General features: G+C 45.6%; 26 protein-coding genes and 1 riboswitch. Of the genes, 3 read left to right on the top strand and 23 right to left on the bottom strand.

Going from position 1 to position 25,761, the window contains the following annotated elements:
• Positions 1-17 precede the first annotated feature (17 nt).
• The 14 genes from RTU96_RS08210 to RTU96_RS08145 all read right to left on the bottom strand — a co-directional run bounded on the left by RTU96_RS08210 (position 18) and on the right by RTU96_RS08145 (position 11,580).
• Positions 18-923: a recombinase family protein gene (locus RTU96_RS08210; protein WP_024345839.1), complete on the bottom strand. Its 906-nt coding sequence runs from the start codon at positions 921-923 to the stop codon at positions 18-20.
• A 4-nt stretch (positions 924-927) separates the two neighbouring features.
• Positions 928-2,535: a recombinase family protein gene (locus RTU96_RS08205; protein WP_024345840.1), complete on the bottom strand. Its 1,608-nt coding sequence runs from the start codon at positions 2,533-2,535 to the stop codon at positions 928-930.
• Between the two features lie 78 nt (positions 2,536-2,613).
• Positions 2,614-2,775, bottom strand: a complete 162-nt coding sequence (locus RTU96_RS08200) for an SHOCT domain-containing protein (RefSeq protein ID WP_195841212.1) — start codon at positions 2,773-2,775, stop codon at positions 2,614-2,616.
• 36 nt (positions 2,776-2,811) lie between these two features.
• The gene (locus RTU96_RS08195) at positions 2,812-3,192 is read right to left on the bottom strand and encodes a hypothetical protein (protein WP_024345841.1); all 381 of its coding nucleotides are present in this window, start codon (positions 3,190-3,192) and stop codon (positions 2,812-2,814) included.
• Positions 3,193-3,363: 171 nt separating this feature from the next.
• On the bottom strand, positions 3,364-3,954 hold the full coding sequence (locus tag RTU96_RS08190) for a hypothetical protein (protein ID WP_024345842.1): 591 nt from the start codon (positions 3,952-3,954) through the stop codon (positions 3,364-3,366).
• A gap of 41 nt (positions 3,955-3,995) precedes the next feature.
• A complete protein-coding gene (locus tag RTU96_RS08185; protein WP_024345843.1) occupies positions 3,996-4,763 on the bottom strand; it encodes a hypothetical protein in 768 nt (255 codons plus the stop codon).
• On the bottom strand, positions 4,763-5,500 hold the full coding sequence (locus RTU96_RS08180) for a DUF4314 domain-containing protein (protein ID WP_312636046.1): 738 nt from the start codon (positions 5,498-5,500) through the stop codon (positions 4,763-4,765). Before RTU96_RS08180 ends, RTU96_RS08185 begins: the two co-directional genes overlap by 1 nt.
• Positions 5,497-6,303 (bottom strand): LPD28 domain-containing protein, encoded by an 807-nt coding sequence (locus RTU96_RS08175; protein ID WP_024345845.1) that lies wholly within the window; start codon positions 6,301-6,303, stop codon positions 5,497-5,499. Before RTU96_RS08175 ends, RTU96_RS08180 begins: the two co-directional genes overlap by 4 nt.
• Before the next feature lie 33 nt (positions 6,304-6,336).
• On the bottom strand, positions 6,337-6,708 hold the full coding sequence (locus tag RTU96_RS08170; protein WP_024345846.1) for a hypothetical protein: 372 nt from the start codon (positions 6,706-6,708) through the stop codon (positions 6,337-6,339).
• A 60-nt stretch (positions 6,709-6,768) separates the two neighbouring features.
• A complete protein-coding gene (locus tag RTU96_RS08165) occupies positions 6,769-7,155 on the bottom strand; it encodes a recombinase family protein (RefSeq protein WP_024345847.1) in 387 nt (128 codons plus the stop codon).
• A gap of 563 nt (positions 7,156-7,718) precedes the next feature.
• Positions 7,719-8,165 (bottom strand): sigma factor-like helix-turn-helix DNA-binding protein, encoded by a 447-nt coding sequence (locus tag RTU96_RS08160; protein ID WP_024345848.1) that lies wholly within the window; start codon positions 8,163-8,165, stop codon positions 7,719-7,721.
• A gap of 419 nt (positions 8,166-8,584) precedes the next feature.
• A riboswitch (cyclic di-GMP riboswitch) is annotated at positions 8,585-8,674 on the bottom strand.
• A 17-nt stretch (positions 8,675-8,691) separates the two neighbouring features.
• Positions 8,692-9,777 (bottom strand): aspartate-semialdehyde dehydrogenase, encoded by a 1,086-nt coding sequence (gene asd / locus RTU96_RS08155; RefSeq protein WP_024345849.1) that lies wholly within the window; start codon positions 9,775-9,777, stop codon positions 8,692-8,694.
• 94 nt (positions 9,778-9,871) lie between these two features.
• On the bottom strand, positions 9,872-10,900 hold the full coding sequence (locus RTU96_RS08150) for an epoxyqueuosine reductase (protein ID WP_024345850.1): 1,029 nt from the start codon (positions 10,898-10,900) through the stop codon (positions 9,872-9,874).
• A 101-nt stretch (positions 10,901-11,001) separates the two neighbouring features.
• A complete protein-coding gene (locus tag RTU96_RS08145) occupies positions 11,002-11,580 on the bottom strand; it encodes a LysE family transporter (protein WP_029695028.1) in 579 nt (192 codons plus the stop codon).
• Between the two features lie 184 nt (positions 11,581-11,764).
• Between RTU96_RS08145 and RTU96_RS08140 the strand changes: the two genes are divergently transcribed.
• The 3 genes from RTU96_RS08140 to RTU96_RS14760 all read left to right on the top strand — a co-directional run bounded on the left by RTU96_RS08140 (position 11,765) and on the right by RTU96_RS14760 (position 14,054).
• Positions 11,765-12,646 (top strand): LysR family transcriptional regulator, encoded by an 882-nt coding sequence (locus RTU96_RS08140; protein ID WP_024345852.1) that lies wholly within the window; start codon positions 11,765-11,767, stop codon positions 12,644-12,646.
• 300 nt (positions 12,647-12,946) lie between these two features.
• Positions 12,947-13,696 (top strand): hypothetical protein, encoded by a 750-nt coding sequence (locus RTU96_RS08135; protein WP_024345853.1) that lies wholly within the window; start codon positions 12,947-12,949, stop codon positions 13,694-13,696.
• A gap of 115 nt (positions 13,697-13,811) precedes the next feature.
• Positions 13,812-14,054: a YbaK/EbsC family protein gene (locus tag RTU96_RS14760; protein WP_353655286.1), complete on the top strand. Its 243-nt coding sequence runs from the start codon at positions 13,812-13,814 to the stop codon at positions 14,052-14,054.
• A gap of 430 nt (positions 14,055-14,484) precedes the next feature.
• On the opposite strand, the gene RTU96_RS08130 is transcribed toward RTU96_RS14760, so the two are convergent.
• The 9 genes from RTU96_RS08130 to RTU96_RS08090 all read right to left on the bottom strand — a co-directional run bounded on the left by RTU96_RS08130 (position 14,485) and on the right by RTU96_RS08090 (position 25,760).
• Positions 14,485-14,751, bottom strand: coding sequence for a helix-turn-helix domain-containing protein (locus RTU96_RS08130; protein ID WP_024345854.1), 267 nt, complete (start codon positions 14,749-14,751; stop codon positions 14,485-14,487).
• Between the two features lie 4 nt (positions 14,752-14,755).
• Positions 14,756-16,573, bottom strand: coding sequence for a VirD4-like conjugal transfer protein, CD1115 family (locus tag RTU96_RS08125; RefSeq protein WP_024345855.1), 1,818 nt, complete (start codon positions 16,571-16,573; stop codon positions 14,756-14,758).
• 13 nt (positions 16,574-16,586) lie between these two features.
• On the bottom strand, positions 16,587-18,026 hold the full coding sequence (locus tag RTU96_RS08120; RefSeq protein WP_024345856.1) for a DUF3991 domain-containing protein: 1,440 nt from the start codon (positions 18,024-18,026) through the stop codon (positions 16,587-16,589).
• A 149-nt stretch (positions 18,027-18,175) separates the two neighbouring features.
• Positions 18,176-19,453 carry a group II intron reverse transcriptase/maturase gene (gene ltrA, locus RTU96_RS08115; RefSeq protein WP_312636041.1) on the bottom strand — a complete coding sequence of 426 codons (1,278 nt, stop codon included), beginning with the start codon at positions 19,451-19,453 and terminating at the stop codon, positions 18,176-18,178.
• A gap of 626 nt (positions 19,454-20,079) precedes the next feature.
• A complete protein-coding gene (gene mobP3 / locus RTU96_RS08110; protein WP_312636039.1) occupies positions 20,080-23,103 on the bottom strand; it encodes a MobP3 family relaxase in 3,024 nt (1,007 codons plus the stop codon).
• A gap of 2 nt (positions 23,104-23,105) precedes the next feature.
• Positions 23,106-23,525 (bottom strand): hypothetical protein, encoded by a 420-nt coding sequence (locus tag RTU96_RS08105; RefSeq protein WP_024345858.1) that lies wholly within the window; start codon positions 23,523-23,525, stop codon positions 23,106-23,108.
• A gap of 384 nt (positions 23,526-23,909) precedes the next feature.
• Positions 23,910-24,956: a hypothetical protein gene (locus tag RTU96_RS08100; protein WP_024345859.1), complete on the bottom strand. Its 1,047-nt coding sequence runs from the start codon at positions 24,954-24,956 to the stop codon at positions 23,910-23,912.
• A gap of 195 nt (positions 24,957-25,151) precedes the next feature.
• Positions 25,152-25,331, bottom strand: a complete 180-nt coding sequence (locus tag RTU96_RS08095; RefSeq protein WP_024345860.1) for a DUF6103 family protein — start codon at positions 25,329-25,331, stop codon at positions 25,152-25,154.
• Between the two features lie 144 nt (positions 25,332-25,475).
• Positions 25,476-25,760, bottom strand: a complete 285-nt coding sequence (locus tag RTU96_RS08090) for a hypothetical protein (RefSeq protein WP_029695029.1) — start codon at positions 25,758-25,760, stop codon at positions 25,476-25,478.
• Position 25,761 lies beyond the last annotated feature (1 nt).

The following is a 25,761-nucleotide window of genomic DNA, read 5'->3' as shown; positions in this document are numbered from 1 at the left end:
TGTTTTCCTCCTACTCGCTAATTTTCTCCGATGCTCTTATCAAGAAGCAGACCATTAAGCAGTTCAAACTGGAGTCTGCCATCCGGGTTTACTGTGATTTTCCGGATTACCTGCTGAAAAAGTCCTTCATCAAAATCCATCTGCTTTTCTTTGCCTAAAATAACGGCCTTTATCTGGTCTGTCCGGTAAGCGCTGTCATCAATAACTGACACCCGATATTGTGCGGCTGCTCGTGTAAAAGCAAGCTCTTTTATTTCGGTTACCTTATACTGACTGGCATTGAGAGTTTCTTTTATTTGTCGGGTCAGCTTTTCTCCGACAGGGCAGGGAACCGGTGTTTTTATCGGACGCCTTTGTTCCAACATAACTGGTGTCGCTATGATTTGGTTGATGGCATCTATAAAAGCTCTTTCGATTTGTTCATCATTCAGAAAAATGTTTTGGCAGGATACCCGATTGGACTTGATATAATGCTTGCACTTCCATTTCACATTCTCGCTGGGTTGATTGCAGTGTTCCACATATCTCCGGTATGGCTGTCCGCAGATACCGCAGTACAGCGTTCCGCTGAATTGTGTTTGATTCCGGAAGCTGTTTGGTTGTACGTGTCTGCCAAGGCTTTTTACTGTTTCCTGTCTGCGGTTTTGTACCTGATCAAAAATTTCGCTTTCAATCAGTGGAGGATAAAACTCATCTCCAATGTATTTTCTATTTTCCAATATTTTTCCTACCGAACCGTGGTTCCAAGAGGGCTTGTGACTGGCATTTAAGACTCCTTGTTTCGTTAAGTCTTTTGCAATCTGATAGGTAGAAGTTCCGCCCAAATATGCCTGAAAAACAGCTTTTACTATCTGAGCGGCTTCCGGTACGATATCAGCCTTACCATCTACGATCCGGTATCCAAGAGGCGTATGTCGTTGCATCTGCTTACAGCTCCTTTCCGTAGGTTTCTTCCAGCTCCAGCCCGTTCTTCAGTTTGAAGACTAACCGCCCTCCGGGGTAAGCTGTCACCGTTTCAACAATCATTCGGAAGAGCTCCTCGTCATAATCGTCTAGTATGGCAGGTCGGTTCCTGAATACCGCCATCAGATATTCTGTCTGGCTGATTTGCTCATCAAATAATTTTTGCTCCTTGAGAAGCTGCTGTCGGCGGTATGCCTTTTCCAGCTCCGTGTCTATAAGACCTCGTTTCTCTATAAAAACAACAGAGCCAATGTCGCCGCCCGTAAGGACTTTTTGCAACATATGGCTCTGCTGTTTTAATTCCCGTATTTTATTCTCCAGCTCCAGCAATTCCTGTACCTGCTCTGGATCATCCGGTACCGCTTTTAATATCGCCAGAAGGGGATAAAGGATATCTTCATAGTTACTGGCCAGCTTGTTCCACAGGGTTATGAAGGATTGTTTAATGCAATCTTCCCGAATTGATTTCTGACTGCATTTCGAGATATCTTCAATATGCTGGTGACAGCACCATTGTACTTTTTCGTAAGGCTTTCCGATGTATATCTTCTGTCTCCTAAATATTGAGCCGCATTCCCCGCAGATAATCCGACTGCTGAATGCGTATCGATTCTGGTAGACCTCGACATTCTCCACACATTGCTTCTGTCTGCGGTATGCGTATAGCTCTCGAACCGCCTGTTCTTCTTCTCTGCTGATAATGGGTTCATGGTTATCCGTAATCATAACCTGCGGCATCTCACCGCGATTATGCTTCTTTGTAAAGGGTACCCCCTCAGTCGTGTAGGTTTTTTGGAAGAGCAGGTCACCTGCATACACTGGGTTCTGCAAAATCTCCTTGATTACACCGTCCTGCCATCCCTTCGATCCCCGTATGGTAGGAATTCCCGCCTTTCTCAATTCTTTTGCTATGGCGTAGGAACCTTTTCCACCAAGGTACTGGTCAAAAATTCTACGGACAATTTTGGCTTCTTCTGGCTGGACGATAAGCTCTCCATTCTCATCGTTTATGTACCCATAAGCAGGGGAGCCGATGATAAAGGTTCCATTCTGAAAACGATATTGAACGGACCATCTGGAATTGGTCGAGATACTCTCGGCTTCACCCTGTGCTATGGAACTTAGGATTGTAAGCAGCTGTTCGCTTTTCTCGGACAGGGTGCTGACCCTCTCCTTTTCGAAGTAGATCTCGATACCTAAACGCTTCAGCTCCCGAATCGCCTTGATGCTGTCTACAGTATTTCTGGCGAAGCGGGTGACGGACTTCGTAAGGATCAGATCGATTTTGCCTAATCTGCAGTCCTGCATCATCTGTCGGAATTGATCCCGTCCTCTGGTTTTCGTACCGCTTCGTGCCTGATCCGCATAAATACCGACACATACCCAGTTGTCCTTTTCCTTAATGAGCCGCTCATAATATTCCACCTGAGACTCAAAGGAGCTGATTTGCTCTGCCGATCCGGTACTCACCCGGCAATAGGCGCATACTCGTTTCACAAGTGGCTTTTCCATGTTTGAAACTGTGCTAACAGGCTCAATTTTTATTACCTTTTTTACTGTCTTCTTTTCCATATACTTCTCCTTTCCCAGAAGATTCTTCTCCTGTTAGCAACACACATTACCACACCTTTTCATAGATAGCTAGTGTTTTTACGCATATACTTTTGCCAGCTCCGGAGAAAATGTTTCCCGGTTCAGTGCATCAATTTTTTCATATTCCTCTGGCAGTAAAAAGCCACTATTCACCATAATATCCAGCAATTTTACCGATAGCTTATACTGCATTTCTCTTGCTTCCTTTTTGTTTTCCATGGCATTTCCTCCTTCTTCGACATATCTGCTCCTTACCTAAAGCATCCTTAGCTCAGCAGCCGTTACTCTCTGATCCTCTTCATATAAAAGTCTTTGAAATTCTTTCTCACTGGCAACCACCATGGGAGCCGGTGAGTTTTCTCCTTTCTGCAGTGAACACAGCTCCTTTTGTACCTTCTGCAGCAGTTTCTGATTGGGACAATGGCTGATGCTGCTTCCAAGGGTACTTAGAATAAGACGGTCCGACAGACTGGTCAGAAGCAGCTGATTCGTACTTTCCTGATGCTTCATAATAAAACTCGCAATATTTTCCGGGGTGTTTTCAAAATAATAGGTTTTGTTTGAGCCGTTGCTATTGCAGACACAGCCCACCACCAAATCCTTTTCCAGCAACTCATTTAAAGAATGATTACTCATATAGTTCCTCCTTTTCTTTATTGCTTAATTAATGCTTTTTCCCACAAGGATGCGGCAGAAAAAAGGGAATCTGGTTCTGCCGCATAGTTTCTAAGATAAAATAAAACGCTGTTCGCAGAGGTTAATAAAAAAATAATCGAATTCAAAAGAGAAAAACAGGGTTTCTGCACTCTACATTTCCATTGAAGGCGATTCACACGCATTTTCCTGTTCAGAATCGGTGGTTTGCTCATTACCCTGTTGCTTCGAAGCTTCCTGGGTCATCTTTTCCTGCTGTCCAGGCTGACAGGCTTCCAGCATTTCCACCACCTTTTCGGGAATATGCTCAAAATCCACATGATGATCCCGCTGAATATATACGGTGTACCAGTAATCGTAGGGAACATAAGTGTCAGCCAGATATTTGGTATCTTCAGGCTTCATTTCATCAAATCCCTGATCAATGATACCCTTTGGCGTCAGAAAAAAGGTACCGTAATGCTCCCCGGAGGATTGCAGGTCAAGCGTCACAATTCCAAGTCCCATATGCCCTGTGTTACGTCCCACTATAACAGCCGGCACATCGACAAACTCATAACCGCCGTAATCCAGATCATCTGTTCCGTAAACTTCTATAAATAAATCGTGCATTTTCTTCAGGGCTTCCTTGGCATACATGTTGTCCTGGTTATTGCAGGAGCGATCCAGTTTCTTAAAATCCAACGTGGGCAGCAGTGCATTCAGCCGTTCTATATAGACTGCCTGTAAATCCGGGTTTTCCATTCTCTAATACACCTCCAATTAGTTTAAAAGGGTTTATAAGACTACAATTCCATTTCCATTGACTCGCTTTGACTGTGGTACTCGTATGTACCGGATTTCTCATTATACTGGTAGCCCATCTCCGACAAATCCATGCCGTGTACCTCCGCTGCCAGATCAAGAGCCTCCTTTGATCCACCGCGGGGAATATCGCTGAATATTTCCTCTCCGTTTTGGAACTCTTTTTTTCCTGTGTTATGTCCAAAGTCCTCGTCCGCCCACAGATACTCGAAGGTAAGATCAGGATACTGATTGGCAAGCCTACTGATGACAGGCTCTGCACGGCTCCATGCTGTTTGAAACTCGATGTGCTCACCATCAAACTCCCTCGGAGTTGCCAGCTTATCGTAGCCATAGCTATTCCATTTGGTTCCCCAATTGGCAACTGACCACTGATACCATGAGGGGTGACCATAGTTTTTTATATTGTTGCAGCACTGCTTTCCCAGCTTCAGCAGCTCGGGATCGTCTTTGGTCAGTGCTTCATATTTTTTTACTAACGCAGCGACACGGTTTTCATGGTCAGCGTCCGGTTTTACCACATTTGCCATTGCAAGCGCAGTACTTTCAGCAGAAAAGTCCTGATAAAGCTTCATCCCACGCTCTGCCCGGCTGCCATATTCCATATCCAGAGAGGGTGGCATAGGAAGCACTTTATTAAAGTCAATACTGCCAAGGCCGATTTCATCACTTTGAATGGCTTCAAACATGGCCTTCACTTGGGTGGGATCACCGGATACCCGCAAAATATTGGTTACATGATTTGGCATTAGCTCAACCCTCCCATCGTCATTCCACCCATCTGCTGACCCTGCTGTTCCAGCTCGTCCTGCGTCTGGACTTTCCAGCTTTTTTCACTGCTCCAAAGGCTGACACAAATCTCACCATCCGGAATTTTAATGTAACGCTGTTCAAAGCCTTCCCCAAAGCCATCGGATGCCTGCCCACTGATGGTGTCCTTCAGCATCTCAAGCTCGTTGTCAGTCAGCTTACCTTGAATACGGCATTCTGCCACACCCATGAGACTGCCATTTACCTTCTCCACAGTAAACACATAGGATTGTACCTTCTGGTTCAGGGTGTCATTTTTTCCATAGTACTGCATGAGCCCCCGCTCCGATTCGTCTGGCCTTCGTTCACGAAGAATAGCAGAAAAGATGCTGTCCTCGTACTCCAGAACCTCACGGCCGCCAAGCTCTATGGGGTCATCGTCCAAGCTTCCGTATTCATCACGCTCATAAAGATTAACTGCCAATGGCATATAAAGCTTGAGTGTATGAAATGGCTGAGGAATAACCGTAAAACTGTCTTCACCAGGAATTAGCGCCAGAGTGCGGCCGTTGTCCCATTTCATGTGTATTCCACAAGCATCGTCAACAAGATCAACCGTGCCCTCCGTACCGGGCGGAACCGGCGCAAAGGGATCGTTCATACTTTCAAGCCGGATGCGTGTTCCTGGCGGGTATTTCTCCCTCATAAATTTTAAAAGTGACGGATTATAGTTCATAGCTTTATTCCTCCCATCCCCATGCCCTGATCGGGCATGTCATTCTCGGTCATATTCAGCTGCTGTACCCGCAGATCAAAAACAGTCAGGTATGCCTGATAATCTCCGGGAGCCGGATTACAACGTAAACAGTAGCGGTAGTTCTCTGTTTCTACGATGTATCCATAGTTCTGCTGCCATCCTCCTGCAATCTCGCCGCCATGAGCATTGCAGTACCTCGACATTGCTCCGAGGCTTTCAAGAGGACCTATTTCCCGCAGTTCATCCACGACCGCCTTTAACTCCATTTCAAAAGCGGAACCATGATATTTTTCATAATCACGCGGCCACCAGGTGTGCCAGAACTCATGTCCATTGCCGCCAAAATCGATACGCAGATGCCCGACGGTTCCTAGCACTGTATCCTGTTCTTTGGGGAGCGCATAAAAATTCCCCACTTCCTCTGGCAAAGCAGGACGCAGGGTGAATTTATGGTTCTCCGGTGCAAGGGGGATTCCGTGTTCTTCACAGAAGCCTTCAAGAGTCAAGCATTCATCAAGAAAATTCAGCTTTCCGTTCAGCCTGCGGCGGCCCTCTTTGGGCATGATAACCGGTTCTGATGTGAGGACCGTACCGGCATGATTTACAACAACATGATCCTCCACTATAATAGGCTTTCCGGGATCATAGTCAGACCCTCGAAGATCGTAGCAGTGAAAGCCATCTGGTACCGTACTCCGATCAATTCGGGAATCAGTGAAAAGCGCTGGCTTCCCGAATAGTTCGACATGTTCGTATTGTTCTTTTCTGGCGTTTACGCTCATTTGGTTCCCTCCAGACAAATGACATTATAGTTGTCATAGCTCAAGCCCCATCCCTGGCTCATCACGCATTTCGAAGTATTCCTCTACCTCTGCATCTGTCGCAACGGGAATCTCCTGTGACTCAGCCTCTCCCATCTGTATCGGAACCAGGTGCGGCAGAATCTGCTGCAGGAGCCCTTGATCCGGGCAGCGGTCGATAAATTCGCCAATGGTGTTTAATATTTTTCTGTCTACGGTATCGGTGACAATGATTTCTTTCGCATCCCTATGCTGCATGATAAAGTTAGCAATGTTCGAGGGCGAATTCTCAAACCAATATTCACTTCGACCTCCTTCATAGGGATAGACATACCCCCTGACTACATTGTTGTTTTCAAACATCTTACCTATTTCTTCGTTAGTCATAACAACTCTCCTTTCGATGGTTTATTTCATGAGCAGCATCCAGAACATCGTATGAATGCCCTAGCTCAGATGCAAAAACGGTTCCGGGCAAAGCGGCGTATCCGATGAAAGTTGGATTTCTCCTTCAAGAGGGGAGCATAGGGTGATCCCCATCTGATTAATCTGTTGAGAAAGCTCCAATGTCTGTTCCATATTTCGTCCGATACTAGAAAGACTTTTTACCAGCACCATATCCATTCGTCCTTCTGCGGCGGCAGTTTTCAAGACGTTAAGTCCAGGTCGGTCAAGAGTCAAACCGCTTCCAATATCCTGCGATGCGCCAGTAACCTCCAATCCAAGCTGCTCGGCATAGTCCCACAGCTCCTTTTGCTGTTCCTTTAATGTGCCATGCGTATCCTCCGGTGCATCGATACGGCAATACAGCCATGCTCTTTTTTTCTGTTTCATTATCAAAAACCTCCTTTAAAGTTTGATCGGTTTCATTTCACAGGAATGCGGCGGGGCATAACTGTCCCGCCGCATGGTCTCTAAAATGAGATGTTTTGCTTGTTCTTCATTTTGGTTCTACGCTTCTATTTGACACAACTTCCCGAAGCCAGGGCGGCAACAGCAACGACCTGCCGGTTAAGCGGGTCTCATAGGAATTTCACCTCTCCCAGGATCTCTGCGAGCCGCCCCCATTGCGATGTCTGTGGCTGGGCGGAAGTAGCGTTAGCACTGTCCATTTCATTGCGATACAGCTCACCACAAGCTGTTTTATGACCGGGCGTTCTCGCTCGTCACCTTCGATGCCATCGGTTCGACGGACGGATAAAATGGTATATATACCACCTTATCCAATCCGCAGGCAGTTTTGGCGCGCCCGTCAAGGTCGCTGCCGCTTTTCACACGGCTGGACAGATCATGTATTGATGCTGCCGGATATAAAATTTTCAAGGAGCAAAAGGGAGAGTAGAAAAAACCCCCTCACTTACTTCCACGTTAAGCGAGGGGGTTGGACCAAATTATTTTTACTTTTCCATAAGTTTTTTCAGGTGAGCCAGTATTCGTCTTTTACGGTTGTGGATCGTCATACGTGGAATACCTGTTTCAGCTGACAGTTGATGCTCACTTTTGCCAATAAAAAACAATTCTGATATCAGCTCTTGTTCTTGTGGCGTAAGCAATTTCAAACTAGAAAGCATCTTTTCAATCAATAAAGCATTGACAGCTGCATCCTCTACACTTTCTTGATCTGCCACAAACTGTCGATTTTCTCCCATCAACCGTTCATAGGAATCCTCCCGGCTAGGTATGTAGGTGACCGTTCTATTTAAGCTGTCAATGTGACATCGCTCAACCTTTAGGTCATATTGCTGATATTCCATTTTACGGTCGCTTTTTTCTAAGACTTCAATGACCATATCGCTTGCTTCAGGGTACCTCTTCCGATAATTGATTTTTATTCGTTTTGCCATAAGGCTTGTCCTCCATTTCGTGATGTTTGAAATCAAAAAATGAAGAACAAGCGGCGGGGAGCGGCAGTGTGGTTTTATCTTACTTACATTTAAGGTATCAGTTCGGTATCTGATTTTTGGAAAATTCCGTCGTTGTATCTGTTTTCTTGTCGAAAGAAAAAAGCCAGTACGTTGCTGTAAGCAAAATACTGACTTTATAGGTTTCCGGATATGAAATTGTGTGAATATCGGGTGCTGTGTCCGGAAAGAGTTGTCATGAGTTTGACCTCCCGAAACAAAAGGGACATGGGGTCATACAGTGTCCTCCTTTATCATGGAGAGCGGCAAAAGCCCTGTATCCCGATACACCAATATTCCGTAAAAAGCCGATAAAATGAGCAAGAGCCTGCCCAATAAAGAGGGCAGGCTCCTGCTCGTTTTTTGGCATCCAGGCTATCATAGTACTTGAAAGCACCTTAGACCCTGTGGCTTTGCGCCCCCATCTTTCAATGGGTTTGCCCTAAATTGTATTCAAGTTATTTTTATCTCAATGCTTTCCAATGAGGCCTTTCATCGTAAGTAGTTCAGCACATAAAACAGAGCCCCCAGCTGCACCACGTAAGGTGTTATGGGAAAGTCCAACGAATTTCCAGTCGTATATACTATCTGGGCGGATTCTTCCAACGCTTATTCCCATACCATTTTCGTAGTTTACATCTAAATTAATTTGCGGTCGATTCTCGTCATAGAGGTATTGAATAAACTGTTTTGGTGCGCTGGGCAAATTCATGAGTTGCGGCTCACCTTTGAATTCCAAGAGCTTATTAATTAATTGCTCCTTTGTTGGTTTATTGCGAAATTTAAGAAATACTGCAGCAGTATGTCCATACAAAACAGGAACGCGAATACACTGACAAGTAATTCTCGGCTCCCTTGCTGGCACAATTAATCCGTTTTCAATACCGCCCCATATCCGCAAAGGCTCTTGTTCGCTTTTTTCTTCTTCACCTGGGATAAACGGATTTATATTCTCAATCATTTCAGGCCACGTATTAAAATTTTTACCCGCCCCGGAAATTGCCTGATATGTTGTCACCACCGCTTCAAATGGTTCAAATTCTCTCCATGCTGTTAATACAGGGGTATAACTTTGAATAGAGCAATTTGGTTTTACAACAATAAATCCCCGCTGTGTGCCTAGTCGCTCTCTCTGTTTTATAATTAATTCACAATGATGCGGATTAACTTCCGGTAAAATCATCGGCACATCTGCCGTCCATCTATGAGCGCTGTTATTAGAAACAACAGGTGTTTCATGTTTTGCATATTCTTCTTCAATTACTTTAATTTCTTCCTTTGGCATACTAACAGCACTGAACACAAAATCCACCTGATTGGAAATACAATCTATATCATAAATATTATAGATATTCATAGATTTTAACCGCTCCGATAGAGGTGTGTCCATGCTCCAACGTCCTCTCAAAGCTTCCTGATACGTTTTTCCAGCAGATCGTTCACTGGCAGCTAGCGCAGAAATTTCAAACCATGGATGATTAGAAAGCAAAGATACAAATCTTTGTCCCACGGTACCAGTAGCACCTAATATACCAACTCGTATTTTATCAGCCATAATAGTTCCCTCCAATAAACGCATTAACACATTATTAATTTTTATGAAATGAAAATAGTTTATACAATTACATTTATAATAAATTCTAATAATTCTATTTAAGTCCTCTTTTGATGCATATGGCAGTTGCCATTTCCCGCACTTTGGAGTAGCTGCTATTACAGGATTCTATAATAGAGGACCTATATTTTTTATCAAAGTGATTATCCATAAAGTTTAGTGCATTTACCTGCCATTTCCATAGCTCATCTGGAGTAAGGTAAAAAAATTTGGGTTGAACTTTCTCTTTGTAGGTTTTCTCATCTATTTTTAAAATGCTTTCTGCAGTTAAAATGTCTGACAGCGCTTCTAATTGAGGAAATTTCTCTTTTCCTATCCATTTTCCACGATTCATCGGGCATACATCTTGACAAACATCGCAGCCGTAAATCCACTCCCCAAATTGCGTGGCTAAAGAATCTTTTAAAAGATCTCTTCCCCCAAAGGTCGTTAAAAAAGAAACACATTTCAATGGATTCATCGTATACGCTTCGCACAGCGATTCGGTAGGACAAGCCTTAATACAGCGGTCACAGTTATTGGGGCAAGGGGAAAGTTTCTGCTCTTCAACCAGTTTCATTTCATAATCAGTCAAAAATGCTTCGATACTAATATACGAGCCAGATTCGGTGTAGAAAAAATTATTTCTCCTGATAATACCAAGCCCGGCCTGCATAGCTGCCCAGCGCAGCCCAACTAAACCGAACTTTCGGTTGGTGGAAGTTCGCATCCCAAGAGCTCTTATATATTGCTCCAATTCCACACTATTTTGATATTCTTTTGTATTTTCATCAATGCGGGTATCTAATAAATACTTTTTTGCAATATGCCCACTCATTGATTCTGGAACATGATATTTCGAATATGGTACCGTCAAGACTACAACAGATTTTGCCCAAGGAAACTCCTCTTTAAATTTTACAAGACGCTGCTGTCCTTGATAGAAGAGCTGCGACTCCGGTATCTTTTGCGTCCGTTCATTCAATTTGTTCTCATATTCAGACATCATACCGACGGGAATAATGCCGCATTTTTCATAACCAAGCTTAAGAGCTTTTTGACGTATTAACTGTGCTATCTCCATGCTAGATTCATACCTTCCTTGACCATTGTCTCACCCATTAAGCAAATTAATGCTATCTCTAAGGCGTTGTCTCATTTGCTATAATGGAGTGTCTCCTGTTTTTATAAAAATAATGAAACGGCACAATATACTAACAATAAGGCCATAATTGCATTAATAGTTTTTCGATATTTGTTAAATAATTTTTCAAAAACTGCACCAAATACAGCCCAGCAAAGACAGCCTGAGGTGCCAATCACTGCAAGCAATAATGCAAACATCTCAATTGTAGCTATATCGTGGTAATGTGGCAAAACGTATGATGACATTGCAGTAATTCCATACAGTATGATTTTTACATTAACAAATTGGAGGAGCATTCCCGATAAAAAAGAATTAGCATGCGTTATGCCGTTACTTTTATGTGGCTTGTCCCTCCATACTGTCCATGCTAAATAAAGAATGTAAGCCGCTCCTATATAAATCATTGCCGGCTTAATGGAGGGAATATACTCGTACAACAACGTAGAAAAGGCGGCACAGGCTGACATTACTATAATAAACCCAGAAAAAATTCCAAAAAAAAACGGAATAGAGCGCTTAAAGCCATCGCGCCCAGCATTCGTCATAGACATAATGTTATTGGGCCCAGGCGTATAGGCTGTTAAAAATGTGTAAGAAAAAAAAGATGAGAAATTCATAATATGTACCCTCCAAAAGCAAAATTTACTGTATGTATACAGCATTTTAAGACATTAAATTCAGAAATGCGCTGTTGCATTTATGTCCTCACAGTGCTATGATAACATTTAAATAAAGTTCATTCAAATTGAAATATTTGAATTTAGAATTCGATATTTCTGAACAATTAGCGAGGTGATGACTTTGGATCTCAAATATCTTAATACATTTAAGACAATTGTGGAGGAAGGCAGTTTCATAAAAGCAGCAGCAAAACTTAATTATACGCAGTCTACTATTACGTTTCAGATGGGACAGATGGAACAAGAATTATCAACAAAACTGTTTGAAAAAATCGGTCGGCGAATGGTATTGACGAAAGCTGGGAAGCAGCTTTTACCATATGTAGATGATGTTCTTACATCTATCAACAGAATGCGCTACTTTGAAAATGACTTAGCAGAATGTCAAGGCGATTTACATATAGGAATTGCAGAAACACAGTTATGTTATAAAATGCCGCCAATTCTTAAGGAATTTCATCAGCAAGTTCCTAATGCTCGTCTATTCCTTCGCTCCATGAACTGCTATGACATTCGCGACGAGCTTATAAATGGAACTCTTGATATAGGGATCTTTTATGAAGACGTAGGTGGGTATGGTTCTAATTTAATAACCCAGCCAATGGGAATATTTCCAGTCATATTAGTTGCTTCTCCTGAAACAAAGGAAATCTATCCGGATTTTATCACTCCTGACCAACAAATTCCTGTATCTTTCATCATCAATGAACCTAATTGTATTTTTAGGCAGATTTTTGAACGGTACATATGTGAAAAATCTATTCTTCTTGACCACACAATTGAATTATGGAGTATTCCTACAATTAAAAATTTAGTTAAGAGCACTGTAGGCATATCCTTTCTCCCCAGATTTTCCGTTCAAGAAGAACTTGACAGCGGTGAATTGGTGGAAATCCCAACAGATTTATCCGGTGCACAAATCTCTGCTGTATGCGGTTATCATAAGAACAAATGGATTAGTCCACTTATGCAAGCATTTATAGATTTATGCATTACAAAATAGCCATTAAATAATTTATTAACACCCCTACTCTTGCTGTTGATATGACTAGCTATTCCTGCTTAATTATTACAGAATTGAAATATGATGAACTGATCGTTACCTGTAGATAAATCCATTACTGAGAAAAACAACAAATATATCAACCTAAGATAGAATGAAAAATTAACTGACAAGGATTTTATTTGCAATAAACATTAAAAACAAATTGTAGCAATATTTAGCTAAGTTTTTAAGTCAAAGCTTTGATAAAAATATTACGATGGAAATCCTTATTAGAAAAAACATAAAGGAGATTAAGATATGAAACAGTATATGCTCACAATACCCGCAGGTAAACGACTGATTGCTAAGGCTGTCGTGTCGTTACCGCAAATCAAGGATGCACTGGAGAACCACACGATTGTCATCATTTCAGGAAGTACCAACGGGTACATTGCAGAAGAGCTTCTGTCTGGAATTGGACAAGCGGGAGATTTTTCAAAAGCGTCGTTTATGCGAGGCATTAACTTGGGCCCTGATAAAAAAGCGACAGCTGGAAATTACTCCGAATCCGATATTGTTATTGAAAAAGGAATTTGGCAAAAAGGGAAGACAATTTTTGATGTCGCTTCGTTCTTAGGGCAGCATGACATCATTTTAAAAGGTGCCAATGCTGTAGATCCTGAGAGAAAACTGGCAGGTATTCAAATTGGTAATCCTGCCCTTGGTACCAGCGCAGCAATACTGCCCGCTGTTGTCGGAAGGCGCACAGAACTGGTTATTCCGGTAGGCTTGGAAAAACGGATATTCGGAAACATCGGGGAAATCGCTGCCAAATTAAATGATCCGACTTCCACTGGTTTACGGATGTTGCCAGTTAGCGGTACCATTATTACAGAATTAGAAGCGATCAAATTATTAACCGGCGTTTCTGCAGAGCTCATTGCAGCGGGAGGAATTAAAGGTGCCGAGGGCTGCTGCTGGATTGGTATATCCGGAACTGAGGAGCAAGTAGATGTCGCGGGAGATATTCTTCGTGCCATAGCAAATGAACCACCTTTTGCTGAATAGCCAAATGGCGTTATCCTCTTCTGTTTTTATTCCACCCAGGCTTTCTAGCTACGCCGAACAAATCTGCAGACTTTTGCTGCTGCAACTGCCTTGCGGTAAAATATTAAAATCATAAATCTACGGAGGTTGTTATGACAGTTTAAATTGTAAAAGAATATTTTTTAATCTTGGTATAAGTGACCGAATCAAAGAATTCAGTGATTCTTGCGCCACAGTCGAGGAAGCGGCACAAACCATTGGCGTTGCACCTTCAAGAATAGCAAAAACCCTGACTCTGCGCAAAGAAGATTGGTGTATGATGTTGGTTATGGCAGGCAATGCGGGGATTGGGCAGCGTATCTACCTTCGCTATTCCTGATGCTGTTTCTGTTTATATTGATATCTCAGTCAGGCAATATGATACTTTGTTTCCGGCTTGCGCAAGCCCATGTCATGTCATTGAGCTATCTCCGGATGAGATATTTCAATACGGACATGCAATCGAATGAGTGCATGTATGCAAAGTTTTATAATGCCGTAACTACGTCTACCCGTTTCTGCTTCAGAAATTAACAAACTGAACTTTCAGAAAAACAAGCAATCACTCAAGCCACCTTCCTGCGATGTTCTTTATCCTGCATAGATGCAACGCTTCACTCAGCAATTATCCATATAACTCCTATGTTCTTTTTCTGGAGTTTAGATCTTTTAGAGTGGGGGGCTTAACCTTCATGGTTCATCGTGACCCCTGCCACAGTCCACCCAAAAGGCAGACCTGCTCCTTGGCGGAACAGTCTGCCTTTTTCTTATTACTGCGTCTGGGCAATCAAAAAATAGAGATTGCTGCTCTTGCCACCATTTTCCCTCCACCGCTGTTCCTTGCGAAGATAACCTTGTATTTCCAAGTCGGTAAGGGCTCGTTTTACTGTGCTGCGGGATAAGTTCAGTTCCCTGGCAATGGTACCAATAGCCGGATAACATTTACCATCCCTATCAGCCCTGTCATGCAAATACATATAGACGGATTTTGCCCGATGCGGCAGCTCTGAGTTGTATACTGATGTAAAATAAGCCACAGGTTCACCTCCCTGGCCTTTGCTTCTGCTCCATGGGTTCCAGATTAATGGGGGGAGCCGGAGTATGTGCCATTCCTGCCGAAGGAGGCGATGTATACTCTGTTTCCTCCGGCTCCGGTTCAAAGGAAGCATTGCGCCGGATAATTTCTTCCTCAACCTTGCGACGGTCGGCATAGGCTACCTTTCTTGCAGCTTGCTCTTTAATTTCATAAGCCTGACCAAAGGTGATGCCCCATTCTAGGAACAGTTTTAGCCGGGTTCGCATGGGGCAGGTTCCGGTCTTTGTTACAACAAATCTTCCTTTTGGCATGGATTTCAGCTCATCTGGTGTCATTAGTGGTCTTTCAATCATCTGCAGGGACTGGCTGGGATCGTTCTTTCCCCGACTGACGGAACCGCTCATAACGGTCTGACTGCCGAGAGCCTTCGATAAAATCTGCGCCGATTCACTGTTAGGAGCAAATCCGCCGAATACGGTATCCTGACAGTTATCGATAATGATGGCGGCACCTTCTTTTCCGTAGTTTTTCTCTAGCTGGGCAAAGCTCTGGATGATGGCGACAATGGACACGCGGCGGGAGCGGCTGGCCGAGAACATCATTTCTGCAGACTCAATTTTTGGTATGGTTCCGATCTCATCCAAAAACATCATGATACGGTTTGGGAGCTTACCTCCATACTCATCTGCTACCGAAAGAATTTCACGGTAGAGCTGCTGTACAATTAAGCTGATGATAAAATACTTTGTGTTATCTTCCTCCGGCATAACAAGGAAAACTGCACTTTTCTGCTTACAGAACTTTTCTGCGTCAATAGCTGTATCAAAGCACAGTATCTGTTCCAGCTCTGAGTCCAGGAAGGCGTTAAGCCGGGACAGAGCCGTGGACAGGACACTCTGCATAGCTTGCTCTGCGCTGTTTAGAGCGGCGCCGGCAAACCACTTTGTTTTATGATCGTCCGGTAGGTGTGCCAACAACATCTGGAACAGTGTTCGGCCCTTGACACCGCTGGGGGCTAACAGATCTTGAATGAGCTTAAACACAGACACGATATGCCGCTCTTTCGGTTCACAGTATTCCGCAATCAGCAGGATGACAGAGGTTAAGAGTCCTTCTGCGGCATCATAAAAGAATGCATTCTGTCCAGCGGCAGAGCTGTCAAAGCCGCCGGAGCTGATGATGGTCTTGGCGGTTATTTTTGCATACTTCTCTGCTCTGGCCTTATACGCCAGACTCTCTGGATGGGCAAGGTATAAATCCATATAGCGGTTTACCAGATGAAGCAGATTGTTTCCGTCTGAGCGGGTGGGATTTCTAAGATCAATGACTGACACCTGGTAGCCGTAGTAATCCTTGGCAATACCCGCATAGTTGCGGTAAAGGTCACCCTTTGTATCGGTAGTGATAAAGCTCATACCGGAAGCACAGGCATACTCCAGGTTGGGATAGAGAAAATTAGCAGTCTTCCCGACACCTGCAGCACCGATCATCAGACAGTGGACATCATCGTCATCCACTAACGCATAGCCGTGTGGAGCCGTTTTATCGAATAGGGATGCCTTTTGCCAGCCCACAATTAACCCTTGTGCCGTCGGGAGATTCTCTCCCTTCCGCCATTTTTCCGGCTCATACCGAACTGCCGTGTATACTGTTTGTATTTCCTTTTTGGTGGCCCATCTTGCTGTACCATGCTGACCATCACCCACGGTTTTTGACTTGATACCGTTTAAGGTATAATAGTGAGCAAGCAGTGATAAAAAGCCGATCACACCGAACATGGTCAGTCCGGCAGCAAGCAGCGTTACAAGTTGCGATGTTTGCACAGTCATCCCTCCTTCACATCGTCATGGTAAAATTTACAGTTTGCTCCTGCCTGGGTGCTTGCTCCTGCGCTTCCAGCACGATGAACATTTGCGCTTTCATACAGCTAAGAGCCAGTGTAAGGCAGGAACGCATAAAAAGCTTCTGTTCGTCTGCCGTGCGGATACCAGGAGTACGGATGCGGCTGGACACATCCCTCACGGCAATTCGAATATCCTCCGCTTTGGAGCGCAGCCAGCCCCGATCTTCATGAGGCTTGTATTCCGCCTGCAGCCAGCCTGCTACACGCTCCATGGATACCGGAATTTCCATCTGCCGGCAGGTGTTCTGAATGGAAATCAAAGCACAAGCCACTGTCTGGCCGCATTGTTCCTCTAATACGTTTCGCTGGAGACTATCTGAGCGCAACAGGGGCGCCAGCTGTTCACATTCATTCAGCAGGCGGGCATTGGCGTCCTGATTTACAGACTGCATTCGACAAACCTCCAGCACTGCCGAACACATCTGTGGCAGAAGCACCAGCTTCGGATGTTCTTGTGCCGGAATGGGATCGATGCCATGAAGAGCCTTTAAGTCCTCATTCCAGTCCTTAAACTCCGATCTGAGAACGGAAATGTCCATATAGGCAGGATCGTAATAATTCTTCTCGCAGAGAATATCCTTGAGTCGGCCAGTGGCTTCAATCCCTGCCGCGTCATGGTCCAGACACAGCACCGGGTTTTTCAGATGTGGATGCAGCTCCAGTTGGCGCAGCAGGGCATGCTCCGATACACCATCCAGCGTCACATAGCTGTGTTGCTTCCAGTCCTGCTTGTTCAGGGTAATAAAGGACAGCATATCCACCGGAGCTTCAAAGACATAGAGGGTGTCACTTTCCCCGATCCAGTGGAAGCTATAACAGGGATCACTGCCCTCCACATTTCCCTTGTAAGGCTCACCCTGCGTATAAGTACCTCGTTTATGGGCGTGCCTGGCAACTGCATTCTCATCCAGCCCTACAAACACGGCGTTATGATACTGCTTATCCTCATAGATGAGCTTTTTGTGTGCAAAATGGGACAGGACGTCCCGGTCAATGAAACGCTGCTTGATGAGATAGGCGAAAACCCTCCGCATGTCCGGGTTTTCCTCCGGCAATGCAAATTCCTTACGAGGCGGAGGGGCACTCTTCTCTGTCTGGTTCCATTCCACACCGGATTCCCCACCAAGCAGAAAAGAGACTGCATCGGGGAAGCTCATATCGTAGAATTGCTGAACAAAGTCAATGGCGCGGCCGCCCTCCTTGCGGGAATGACGGAACCATTCGTTGCCCCGCACAGTAACACTGTCATACCGCTTCCAGCGATATTCCCGGCCGGAGCGAACCAACTGCTCGCCTTGCCGCTGGAGGAAGTCCACCAGATCCACTGCATTGGCCCGCTGCTTTTGTTCATCAGTAAAATACACATATGCCATGCCAAAGCACCTCCTTTATCGCTTGCGTTTCCCGCAGCGCATGTGCCCATGGCGGACACAATCGAGTAGGAGGTAGATGATTATTTCACCTACCGTCCTCTCACAACACCGTACGTACGGTTCTCGTATACGGCGTTTCAATCTTATAACTAAACGTGAACTAGCTGATATTGGTCTAGTAGTGATACTAGACCGAATCTTTTTAATCTTTCGTTCGAAATAGTTGTGCTCAGAATCGGTGAATTAGCGACACGGGCATATCCCAATCTGGTATTCGCCCATCGAATTGCTTCATGATGCTTTAACCCAAGTTTCCTAAGGTTTTTATATCTTGTTTTCACTTTTTTCCATTGCTTCCATATACACATACGTAAGCGGTATCTGATATGTTTATCTAGCTTTATACACAGCTTTTTCATCTGACTTATTTTAAAATAATTTACCCAGCCTACTATTAACTGTTTCAGTTTTATAACTCGGTGTGTTGTACTGACTCCCCACTTTCTTGATGTCAACTGTTTCAACTTTTCCTTTAACTTATTTACTGACATCTGGTGTGGTTTTGCCTTGAACTGATGGCTATATACATCCCAGTAGAAACCAAAACCTAAGTATTTTATTCCATTAGGTCTATCCACCTTACTCTTGCTTACATTAACTCTTAATCCCAGCTTTTCTTCCAAGAACTTTGTTACACTTACCATCACTCGGTTTGCGGCTTTTTCACTCTTTGTCAGAATGATGCAGTCGTCTGCATATCTTACAAAGGGTAAGTTCCTTTCTTCGAGTTCTTTATCAAGTTCATTGAGCATTATGTTACTTAGTAATGGGGATAGGTTTCCACCTTGTGGTGTTCCTATTATTGTTTCCTTATATTCGTCATCAATCATTACTCCACTTACAAGGTACTTTCTAATTAACGATATAACATCCCGATCTTTAACTGTTTTAGAGACGATGTTCATTAGCTTATCGTGATTTACGTTGTCGAAAAACTTTTCTAAGTCCATATCTACTATCCACGTATAACCTTCATTCATCAGCTCAAGGCCTTTGATGATTGCCATTTCTGCACATCTGCCTGGTCTGAATCCATAACTGCTTTCACTGAACTGTTCCTCATAGATTGGCGTCAGCACTTGCGCTATCGCCTGTTGAATAAATCGGTCTGTTACTGTGGGAACACCTAAGTTCCTGATACCTCCGTCCGGTTTTGGTATTTCTACCCGTCTTACCGGCTGTGGTTTATACTTTCTGGCTCTTATCTGCTCCTTGATTACTTCGCCATTCGCTTTTAAGTGTTCTCCGAGTTCTCCGACTTTCATTCCGTCTACTCCCTCTGCACCTTTGTTGCGTTTGACTTGCAGGAATGCTTCATTCAAATTTTCTGAACTCAGTATCTGCTCTAATAGGTTATCAGTTTTCACGTTCGTTACCTCCATTCTTCTCGTGGTATCTTTGCCATCGCCATACTTTTCAGTAGAATGCTATATACACCTGATGTTGCAATGATACGCAATCACGATTTTAGTAACTGATAAGATTGTTCAGCCCTTCGCTCCTTCTGGCTTTCACCAGCTTTCATCACTACTACGGCTTCTGCTGACTTCTCACACATCATTCTTACATCACTGCAAGCCTTTGGTGTAACATGTGAGACCTCCCCAGTTAAGAACGAACTCCTTCCCTCCATCTATCCGCCACATTTACTCTCTCCTACAAATGTCGTAGTTATTGGACTTCACTCTGTTTTGCAAGCTTATCCTTCGGAGAAAAGCCTTATATGTGATTTCTGTACGTCGGACCAGAGGTTTGCCTCCAGCTTCCTTCAGATTCCACCTCACGATGGACACCCTTGCTTTTGGCTATACACTTCCCACTACGTAGGGTATGCTCAGGACTTTCACCTGTAAGAGTTCGCCCATGCTGGGCGAACAAAAAAACGCCGCCCGCTGATGAACGGACGGCTTGGGATACAATTGTTTTTGCTGCATGGAGGGCAGCTGTTTCGTCTGCCCATGAGATTGTTTTCGCATGGAAACCTCCTTCATATTTAATAGGCTGTGAATTTTTGTTCGTGATCGTCCGGAGCATGGCCCTGGGCGATCTTTTTCTGTCGAAGCTTTCTGCGCAGTTTGCTGTCCGTGTGCATACCGGGAACACCTGGCAGTCTTCTGGCTTCTTCCTGAAATATCCGGCTGGCATGATGTAAGAGCCGGGTGACAGCCAGAAATAGGGAAGGGTCGCGGAACGAGTCCAGATGGTCAAGAAAAAACTGTGCATATTGATTACCCTGTTCCGCAGAAAGGGTGAGCCACCTCACAGCGGTCTCCCGGTCACGGGGGGTATCCCGTCCCAGCAGATAAAGTTTACCGAGGGCGTATTGCGCATACTGGTTACCTTGTTCCGCCGAAGCGGTCAGCCAGCGTATGGCAACTTCTATATTCTTAGTAACATCTTCGCCAAGCAGATACAGCTTCCCAAGCTGGTACTGCGCATATTGATTTTCCTGTTGGGCAGCAGCGGTCAGCCAACGAATGGCATCTTCCATGTTTTTTGGAACATCCTCTCCTTTCAGATAAAGCTTACCGAGCTGGTACTGTGCATATTGATTGCCTTGCTCCGCTGACTTTTGAAACAGTTCCAGCGCCTTGGAAATGTTCTTTGGCACATCCTCGCCAGTCATGTACAGCTTCCCAAGCGCATACTGCGCAAATTGGTTGCCAAGGTCAGCAGATTTTGTCAGCCACTTTAATGCGGCATCTATATCCTTGGGTGTGTCATCTCCCAGCAGATAGAGCTTTCCCAGCGCATAGGCGGCGTAGGAATTATCCGGCTCTGCTGCCAGTGTAAAAAGCGCAATTGCTTTTGATATATCCTTTTCCACATGATTTCCGTCCCGGAAAAGCTTTCCGAGAGCATACTGTGCCAGTGCATTGCCGTTATCCGCTGATTTTATGAGCCACTGGATGGCTTTCTCCGCGTTAAAATGCCCGCTGTCCGCATCCAGATAAATTTTTCCCAGCATATATTGTGCATGGACATTCCCCAGCCGGGCAGATTTTTCAAAATAGCGAAGAGCCTCGTCCACATCTTTTTCTGTTCCGGTTCCGGTGTAAAGTATCTGTCCAAGGCGGTATTGCAGCTTGTCATCACGACTTTGCCGTTCCATCTGCAAAAAGCCCTGGAAGGCGGCCTCAAAGTGCAGTTCCGCCTCGTCAGCGTTTGGCGCTGTTCCAACTCCGTCCCGATACATCTTTGCCAGCTCATAATCCGCATAGGGCATTCCCTGCGCAGCGGAGCGTTGGTACAGGCTGAATGCAGTCTGAAAATCCTGCTCCACGCCCTGTCCCCGGTAATACAAACCGCCAAGGGAGTATTGGGCGTATTTGTGACCTTTGGAAGCCGCTTGCTGAAACCAGTCTGCCGCTTCTGCGTAGTTCTGCTCCGTGCCAAGTCCCGCTGCATACAGCTTACCGATACGGTATTCTACATAGCGATGTTCCTTTTTGGCTTCAATCGCCAGAAACGCGGCAAGGGCCTTTCCGTACCAGTCAAAGGCAGTATCTGCTTCCATCTCTGTACCCAGACCGTCTGTGCACATTCTTCCCAGGTCATGCATCGCAAGTGCATTGCCGTCCTCCGCTTCCAGCAGGAACAGGGCAAGGGCCTGTTCAAAGTCCGGCTCTAAAAGATCACTGCCGTATAGGAAGGCTCGGGCCTGATTATAGCGGCTGTTCCATGCGATATGTGGCTTCCCGCTGGATGACGCTGTATCCGCACTGCCGGAATGTCCCGTGGTCGATTCGAAGTCCTGATCGTTGTCAAACCCGGACTGCAAGTCTTCTGCTTCCTCATTCAATTCCTCGTCAGGCACCGCATCTGACATCATTTCGAGATCCTCCGGAATGATCGTTTCCTCCATGATAAGTTCATCCTGATCATCTCCCTCAAAGGAGAACTCCTGATTGCCCAGCCGGACTGCTTCCGCAATTACCATATTCTTTATCTGTTTAAATTCCTTTTGCTGAGAAAGAGGGAGTGGTGGCGGAAGCTCATCCCTGTAAGTACGCAGTACCTCATTGCGAAGCTCGCACCATTGGCCGTAAGCCGCTGCCACACGTTCTTCCTGTGCCAGTTCATCCACGATGCGGTTCACCAGTTCCTTAACCGGTGCTTTTAGATAGCCATACTGCTTTTTGCCGGTGGTGTGCCGAAGACGTTCTGCCAGCTGTGAAAGTAGTTCCTCCAGCACGGGATTGTCACAGGCACCAGTCTGCATTTGTACCAGAAGTACCTGCAGGGCATCCCGGCTCTGCGATGTCAGCGCATTTCTACGCTCTGTCTGCTCTGCATAAATCTGCAGCAGATCCTGCTGAAAGATTTCCCGTGCCAGACTGCTCCGCATGGCTTCAATGCCCGGCTTCGTTACAAAGCCCTCACGGGGATCAACCGAATACACAATCATATGGCAGTGAGGGTGATGTCCCTCATCGTGATAGGCCGCATACCACCGCAGGTTCTCCGGTTCGATTTTCATCTGCTGGGCAAAGACATTTCGCTGCTTACGCAGCAGCGCCATCCATGCGGCGGCATTGTCGTACCCCAGCCGGGCGGCGTCTTCCCGCCGCAAAGATATGATGGGCGTCCAGATGTTTCCGGTATGTTCCGCTACCTCCTTCGCTGTCTGTGACAACACCAGCGGAATATCCTCATCGGAGAACAGACCATGGGTATCCAGTCGTTCAGCATGAGGACGGGTGGCGATATAGTTGACATAGACTTCCTTGTGTGCCAGTTGGTCAAGATTCTGATCCAGAGCAGCGGAGATAAATTCAGAGGCATTTTCCATGGTAGGCTTCGCCAGATAATCCTCATACTCGAACAGCCCGGTGGAATCCGGAAACTGCTCCAAAATATCTGATACCAGCAGCTTTTGCTTATTCGTGGCATGACGGTTTCGCATCCGCTCCGGAAGCTTCTCTACACCATCCCGTGTGGCAACATAGGTAACCAGATTTTCCGCATGGGCCGCTGCATTTTTTAAGTAGCGGCATTTAAAGATAATTCGTGGCATAATCAGTCACGCCTTTCCCGCTTCTGGAAGCTCACAACATCCTCAAAGGTCACAGAACCCACTGACCGTTTCACGTCCTCCACACATTTGCCGCGGAGCTTGCGCAATGTGTTTTCATCGTAATCTGCATTGACGGCGAGGATATTCATCATCATGCTCATCTCCACCGCCAGCTTGAAGGTAAGCCGTGCCATACGGTTTTCCAGACCATCCACCATGCCGGTCATGGCCGAGGTGATGGCGGCAGGAAGGAACCGGACACCTTCCTCTGCTGAGATATAACCGCAGTAGAATTTAATCGCCTTTTCAATGAATTCACTCTGGCTCTGGCAGTTATCTCTTTTGTACCAGTCTGCCACCAGCTGTCTGGTTTCCGGATACATCCACAAAGGGAACTTCTTTTTGATTTTTTCTTCTGACATAGCAAACCTCCATTTCTATCAAAAAAGAGCTGCAACACCTGTTGCAACACCTATGAAAAGTCTTTATTTCCTGCCTTTATCGGTATTCTGTTTTCCTTACAACCCCGAAGACAACTCCTTGGGTGTTTTTACGACCCCGATGAAAAACCGCTTTTCTCCCCGCATTGCGGGGAGATGTGAGCCGGAGCGGGGCGTTTACGACCCCGCTCCTTTAACCCGCATCGTTTTCGACCCCATGGTTCACCACGACTTTCCTTGTTTCGCCAGCCGTCAAGCTTGTGCGCACACGGCTTCAACAGGGGCTACAGCTCTCTTATGGTGTAACGCTGCCACCCCAGCCGGAAGAACGCAACACAGGGGCACACGGGCGGCAACGTGGCGTATCTACATCTGCTGATTGCTTGTGCCTGTCAGCGGCTCGGATTCCTCCTGCAGCTGGAGGCTGTAATCCTCCAGCGTCATACCCTCCTGCTTCATGCAGTAGTCCTGCATTTTGCTCAGCAAAAGCTCCTTTTCATGATCATCCAGCTGATAGGCCAGCTCTTCGCAGGAGCCATCCCCACGATTTAAGACAATGTCCAGGGTATCACACACCTGTCCATGAACGATATCATAGTTAGCGTAGACATTGATCCAGTCATCGTTATTCGCTGTTTCCACATGAGTTCCGAATATCTCGTCCACATTGAAGGGGACATTGATATAAAAATTGAGGCGCCCATCCGTTTCCATGATCTCGTCTGAAAAGGAGATATCACCTCCCTTCAGCTTGCGGCAGCCTGCCGTGATCAGTGGAGCCGGCTGTGTCAGCTCACGGCCTTCGAGACGTTCAAGAAAAATAGGCCAGCGCTTATCCTCCGGAAGATAATTGGCACGGTAGGCATAATAGGCTGCAGTGCCGGTGTCCTTCATGGAGTAAGCCTTCCAACCATCCATGATATTGACTCCGGAAATCATTTGCCGGTCAAAGTCAATGTCAAACACGCCGGTAATCCGACCGGTATTGTCCATCCGCTTTTTCACGTTTTCTTCAAACTGTACGGCGTTGATGGAAACAGAATTCCGGAACAGGGCTGTAAAGCTCTCCGGCTGATATTTTAGCTCACCGCGCTGGTATCTGCTTACCAACAACGCCAGCTGCATCAGCTCCAAGCAATAATCCGATTCGAAGCAATGGCTGTCGCCGTTTTCTGTCACATGGTATACGGAAAACCGTCGCATCTCCTGTGCGCGCTGCTCAGCAGCAAGGCGTTCTGCATTGATCCGGTTCTCAATTTCAATTCGCTCCTGCTCGGGAACAGTTTGTATATATAGTTCCACCAGCTTTTGCTGCATGATAGCTTTTATGTCAGTGCCTTTTTCATAAAGGACATCCGACAGTGCGGTATATTGGTATTTATTGAGCCAAAGCTCGATTGATACGTCACCCATTTCAATCCTCCTGTCATTTCAGAGTTTAAGATTCATGCCAGGTACCTGCTCTTCGCCCTGCGAGGATTCTTAAGAGCCGAATTCACAGATACTCTCAATCCGGGATAGAAAGACCTTTTCGTTTTGATCCTCCTTTCATCCACACACTGATTTTCGCAGCGCGAACCTCAGAGAAAAAAAGAGGCAGCACTCACACTACGCGCCGCCTTCCACCGCTGCTTCAATTCGTTCCCGCACATCGGAGGGAACATACTTTTCATAAAGCGCGGGAAGCACCGATTCCAGTCCTTCCTGCAGCTCTGCTTCTGTCCGATACTGCCAGAGGGCCTCCAGCCTTTCTGTGCTGTAACAAACAGAAATTACCGCTGTTTTCATTGATAACATCTCCTTTTCATAGAATTCTTGAATAAATAAGTGAGCTAAGTTGGTGCATACCGTTTACACCCATACCGAAAAACTGTGCCAAATTGGTGCAAGTTATTTTTACCTTAACAGGTATTAGGCAGGGAAGTGGAGCCGCTACAATTCCTCCAACGCGTGGATCAGGCTGTCAGGGAGCTCTTCCAGATGCACAGCGGCCTCCGGCACATTTGTCGAAGAAGGGACTGTTACCCGGAGCTGATTCAGTTCTTCCCGAACAGCCTGCCGCACCACTTGTTCCAGCTGAACATTTTGCTCTAAGGCGAGAATACTGGACACCACAAATTCTGTGCGCTGGCGGCTGGCCTGCTGCGTGAACAGCCGCTCCGCCTCCCGGTGTCTGGGATCGTCCATGTCAAAGGACAGATAGTAACGCTTGCGCATA

This window comes from Oscillibacter sp., from assembly GCF_032018205.1.
GTDB lineage: Bacteria > Bacillota > Clostridia > Oscillospirales > Oscillospiraceae > Oscillibacter.
The sequence above is the reverse complement of the archived record's forward strand: the minus strand, read 5'-3'. Positions and strand labels throughout refer to the sequence as shown.

Excerpts from the sequence above, each read along its gene's own strand:
- RTU96_RS08210 (WP_024345839.1), bottom strand. The coding sequence starts at position 923 with ATGCAACGACATACGCCTCTTGGATACCGGATCGTAGATGGTAAGGCT.
- RTU96_RS08205 (WP_024345840.1), bottom strand. The coding sequence starts at position 2,535 with ATGGAAAAGAAGACAGTAAAAAAGGTAATAAAAATTGAGCCTGTTAGC.
- RTU96_RS08200 (WP_195841212.1), bottom strand. The coding sequence starts at position 2,775 with ATGGAAAACAAAAAGGAAGCAAGAGAAATGCAGTATAAGCTATCGGTA.
- RTU96_RS08195 (WP_024345841.1), bottom strand. The coding sequence starts at position 3,192 with ATGAGTAATCATTCTTTAAATGAGTTGCTGGAAAAGGATTTGGTGGTG.
- RTU96_RS08190 (WP_024345842.1), bottom strand. The coding sequence starts at position 3,954 with ATGGAAAACCCGGATTTACAGGCAGTCTATATAGAACGGCTGAATGCA.
- RTU96_RS08185 (WP_024345843.1), bottom strand. The coding sequence starts at position 4,763 with ATGCCAAATCATGTAACCAATATTTTGCGGGTATCCGGTGATCCCACC.
- RTU96_RS08180 (WP_312636046.1), bottom strand. The coding sequence starts at position 5,500 with ATGAACTATAATCCGTCACTTTTAAAATTTATGAGGGAGAAATACCCG.
- RTU96_RS08175 (WP_024345845.1), bottom strand. The coding sequence starts at position 6,303 with ATGAGCGTAAACGCCAGAAAAGAACAATACGAACATGTCGAACTATTC.
- RTU96_RS08170 (WP_024345846.1), bottom strand. The coding sequence starts at position 6,708 with ATGACTAACGAAGAAATAGGTAAGATGTTTGAAAACAACAATGTAGTC.
- RTU96_RS08165 (WP_024345847.1), bottom strand. The coding sequence starts at position 7,155 with ATGAAACAGAAAAAAAGAGCATGGCTGTATTGCCGTATCGATGCACCG.
- RTU96_RS08160 (WP_024345848.1), bottom strand. The coding sequence starts at position 8,165 with ATGGCAAAACGAATAAAAATCAATTATCGGAAGAGGTACCCTGAAGCA.
- asd (WP_024345849.1), bottom strand. The coding sequence starts at position 9,777 with ATGGCTGATAAAATACGAGTTGGTATATTAGGTGCTACTGGTACCGTG.
- RTU96_RS08150 (WP_024345850.1), bottom strand. The coding sequence starts at position 10,900 with ATGGAGATAGCACAGTTAATACGTCAAAAAGCTCTTAAGCTTGGTTAT.
- RTU96_RS08145 (WP_029695028.1), bottom strand. The coding sequence starts at position 11,580 with ATGAATTTCTCATCTTTTTTTTCTTACACATTTTTAACAGCCTATACG.
- RTU96_RS08135 (WP_024345853.1), top strand. The coding sequence starts at position 12,947 with ATGAAACAGTATATGCTCACAATACCCGCAGGTAAACGACTGATTGCT.
- RTU96_RS08120 (WP_024345856.1), bottom strand. The coding sequence starts at position 18,026 with ATGGCATATGTGTATTTTACTGATGAACAAAAGCAGCGGGCCAATGCA.
- mobP3 (WP_312636039.1), bottom strand. The coding sequence starts at position 23,103 with ATGCCACGAATTATCTTTAAATGCCGCTACTTAAAAAATGCAGCGGCC.
- RTU96_RS08105 (WP_024345858.1), bottom strand. The coding sequence starts at position 23,525 with ATGTCAGAAGAAAAAATCAAAAAGAAGTTCCCTTTGTGGATGTATCCG.
- RTU96_RS08100 (WP_024345859.1), bottom strand. The coding sequence starts at position 24,956 with ATGGGTGACGTATCAATCGAGCTTTGGCTCAATAAATACCAATATACC.
- RTU96_RS08095 (WP_024345860.1), bottom strand. The coding sequence starts at position 25,331 with ATGAAAACAGCGGTAATTTCTGTTTGTTACAGCACAGAAAGGCTGGAG.
- RTU96_RS08090 (WP_029695029.1), bottom strand. The coding sequence starts at position 25,760 with ATGCGCAAGCGTTACTATCTGTCCTTTGACATGGACGATCCCAGACAC.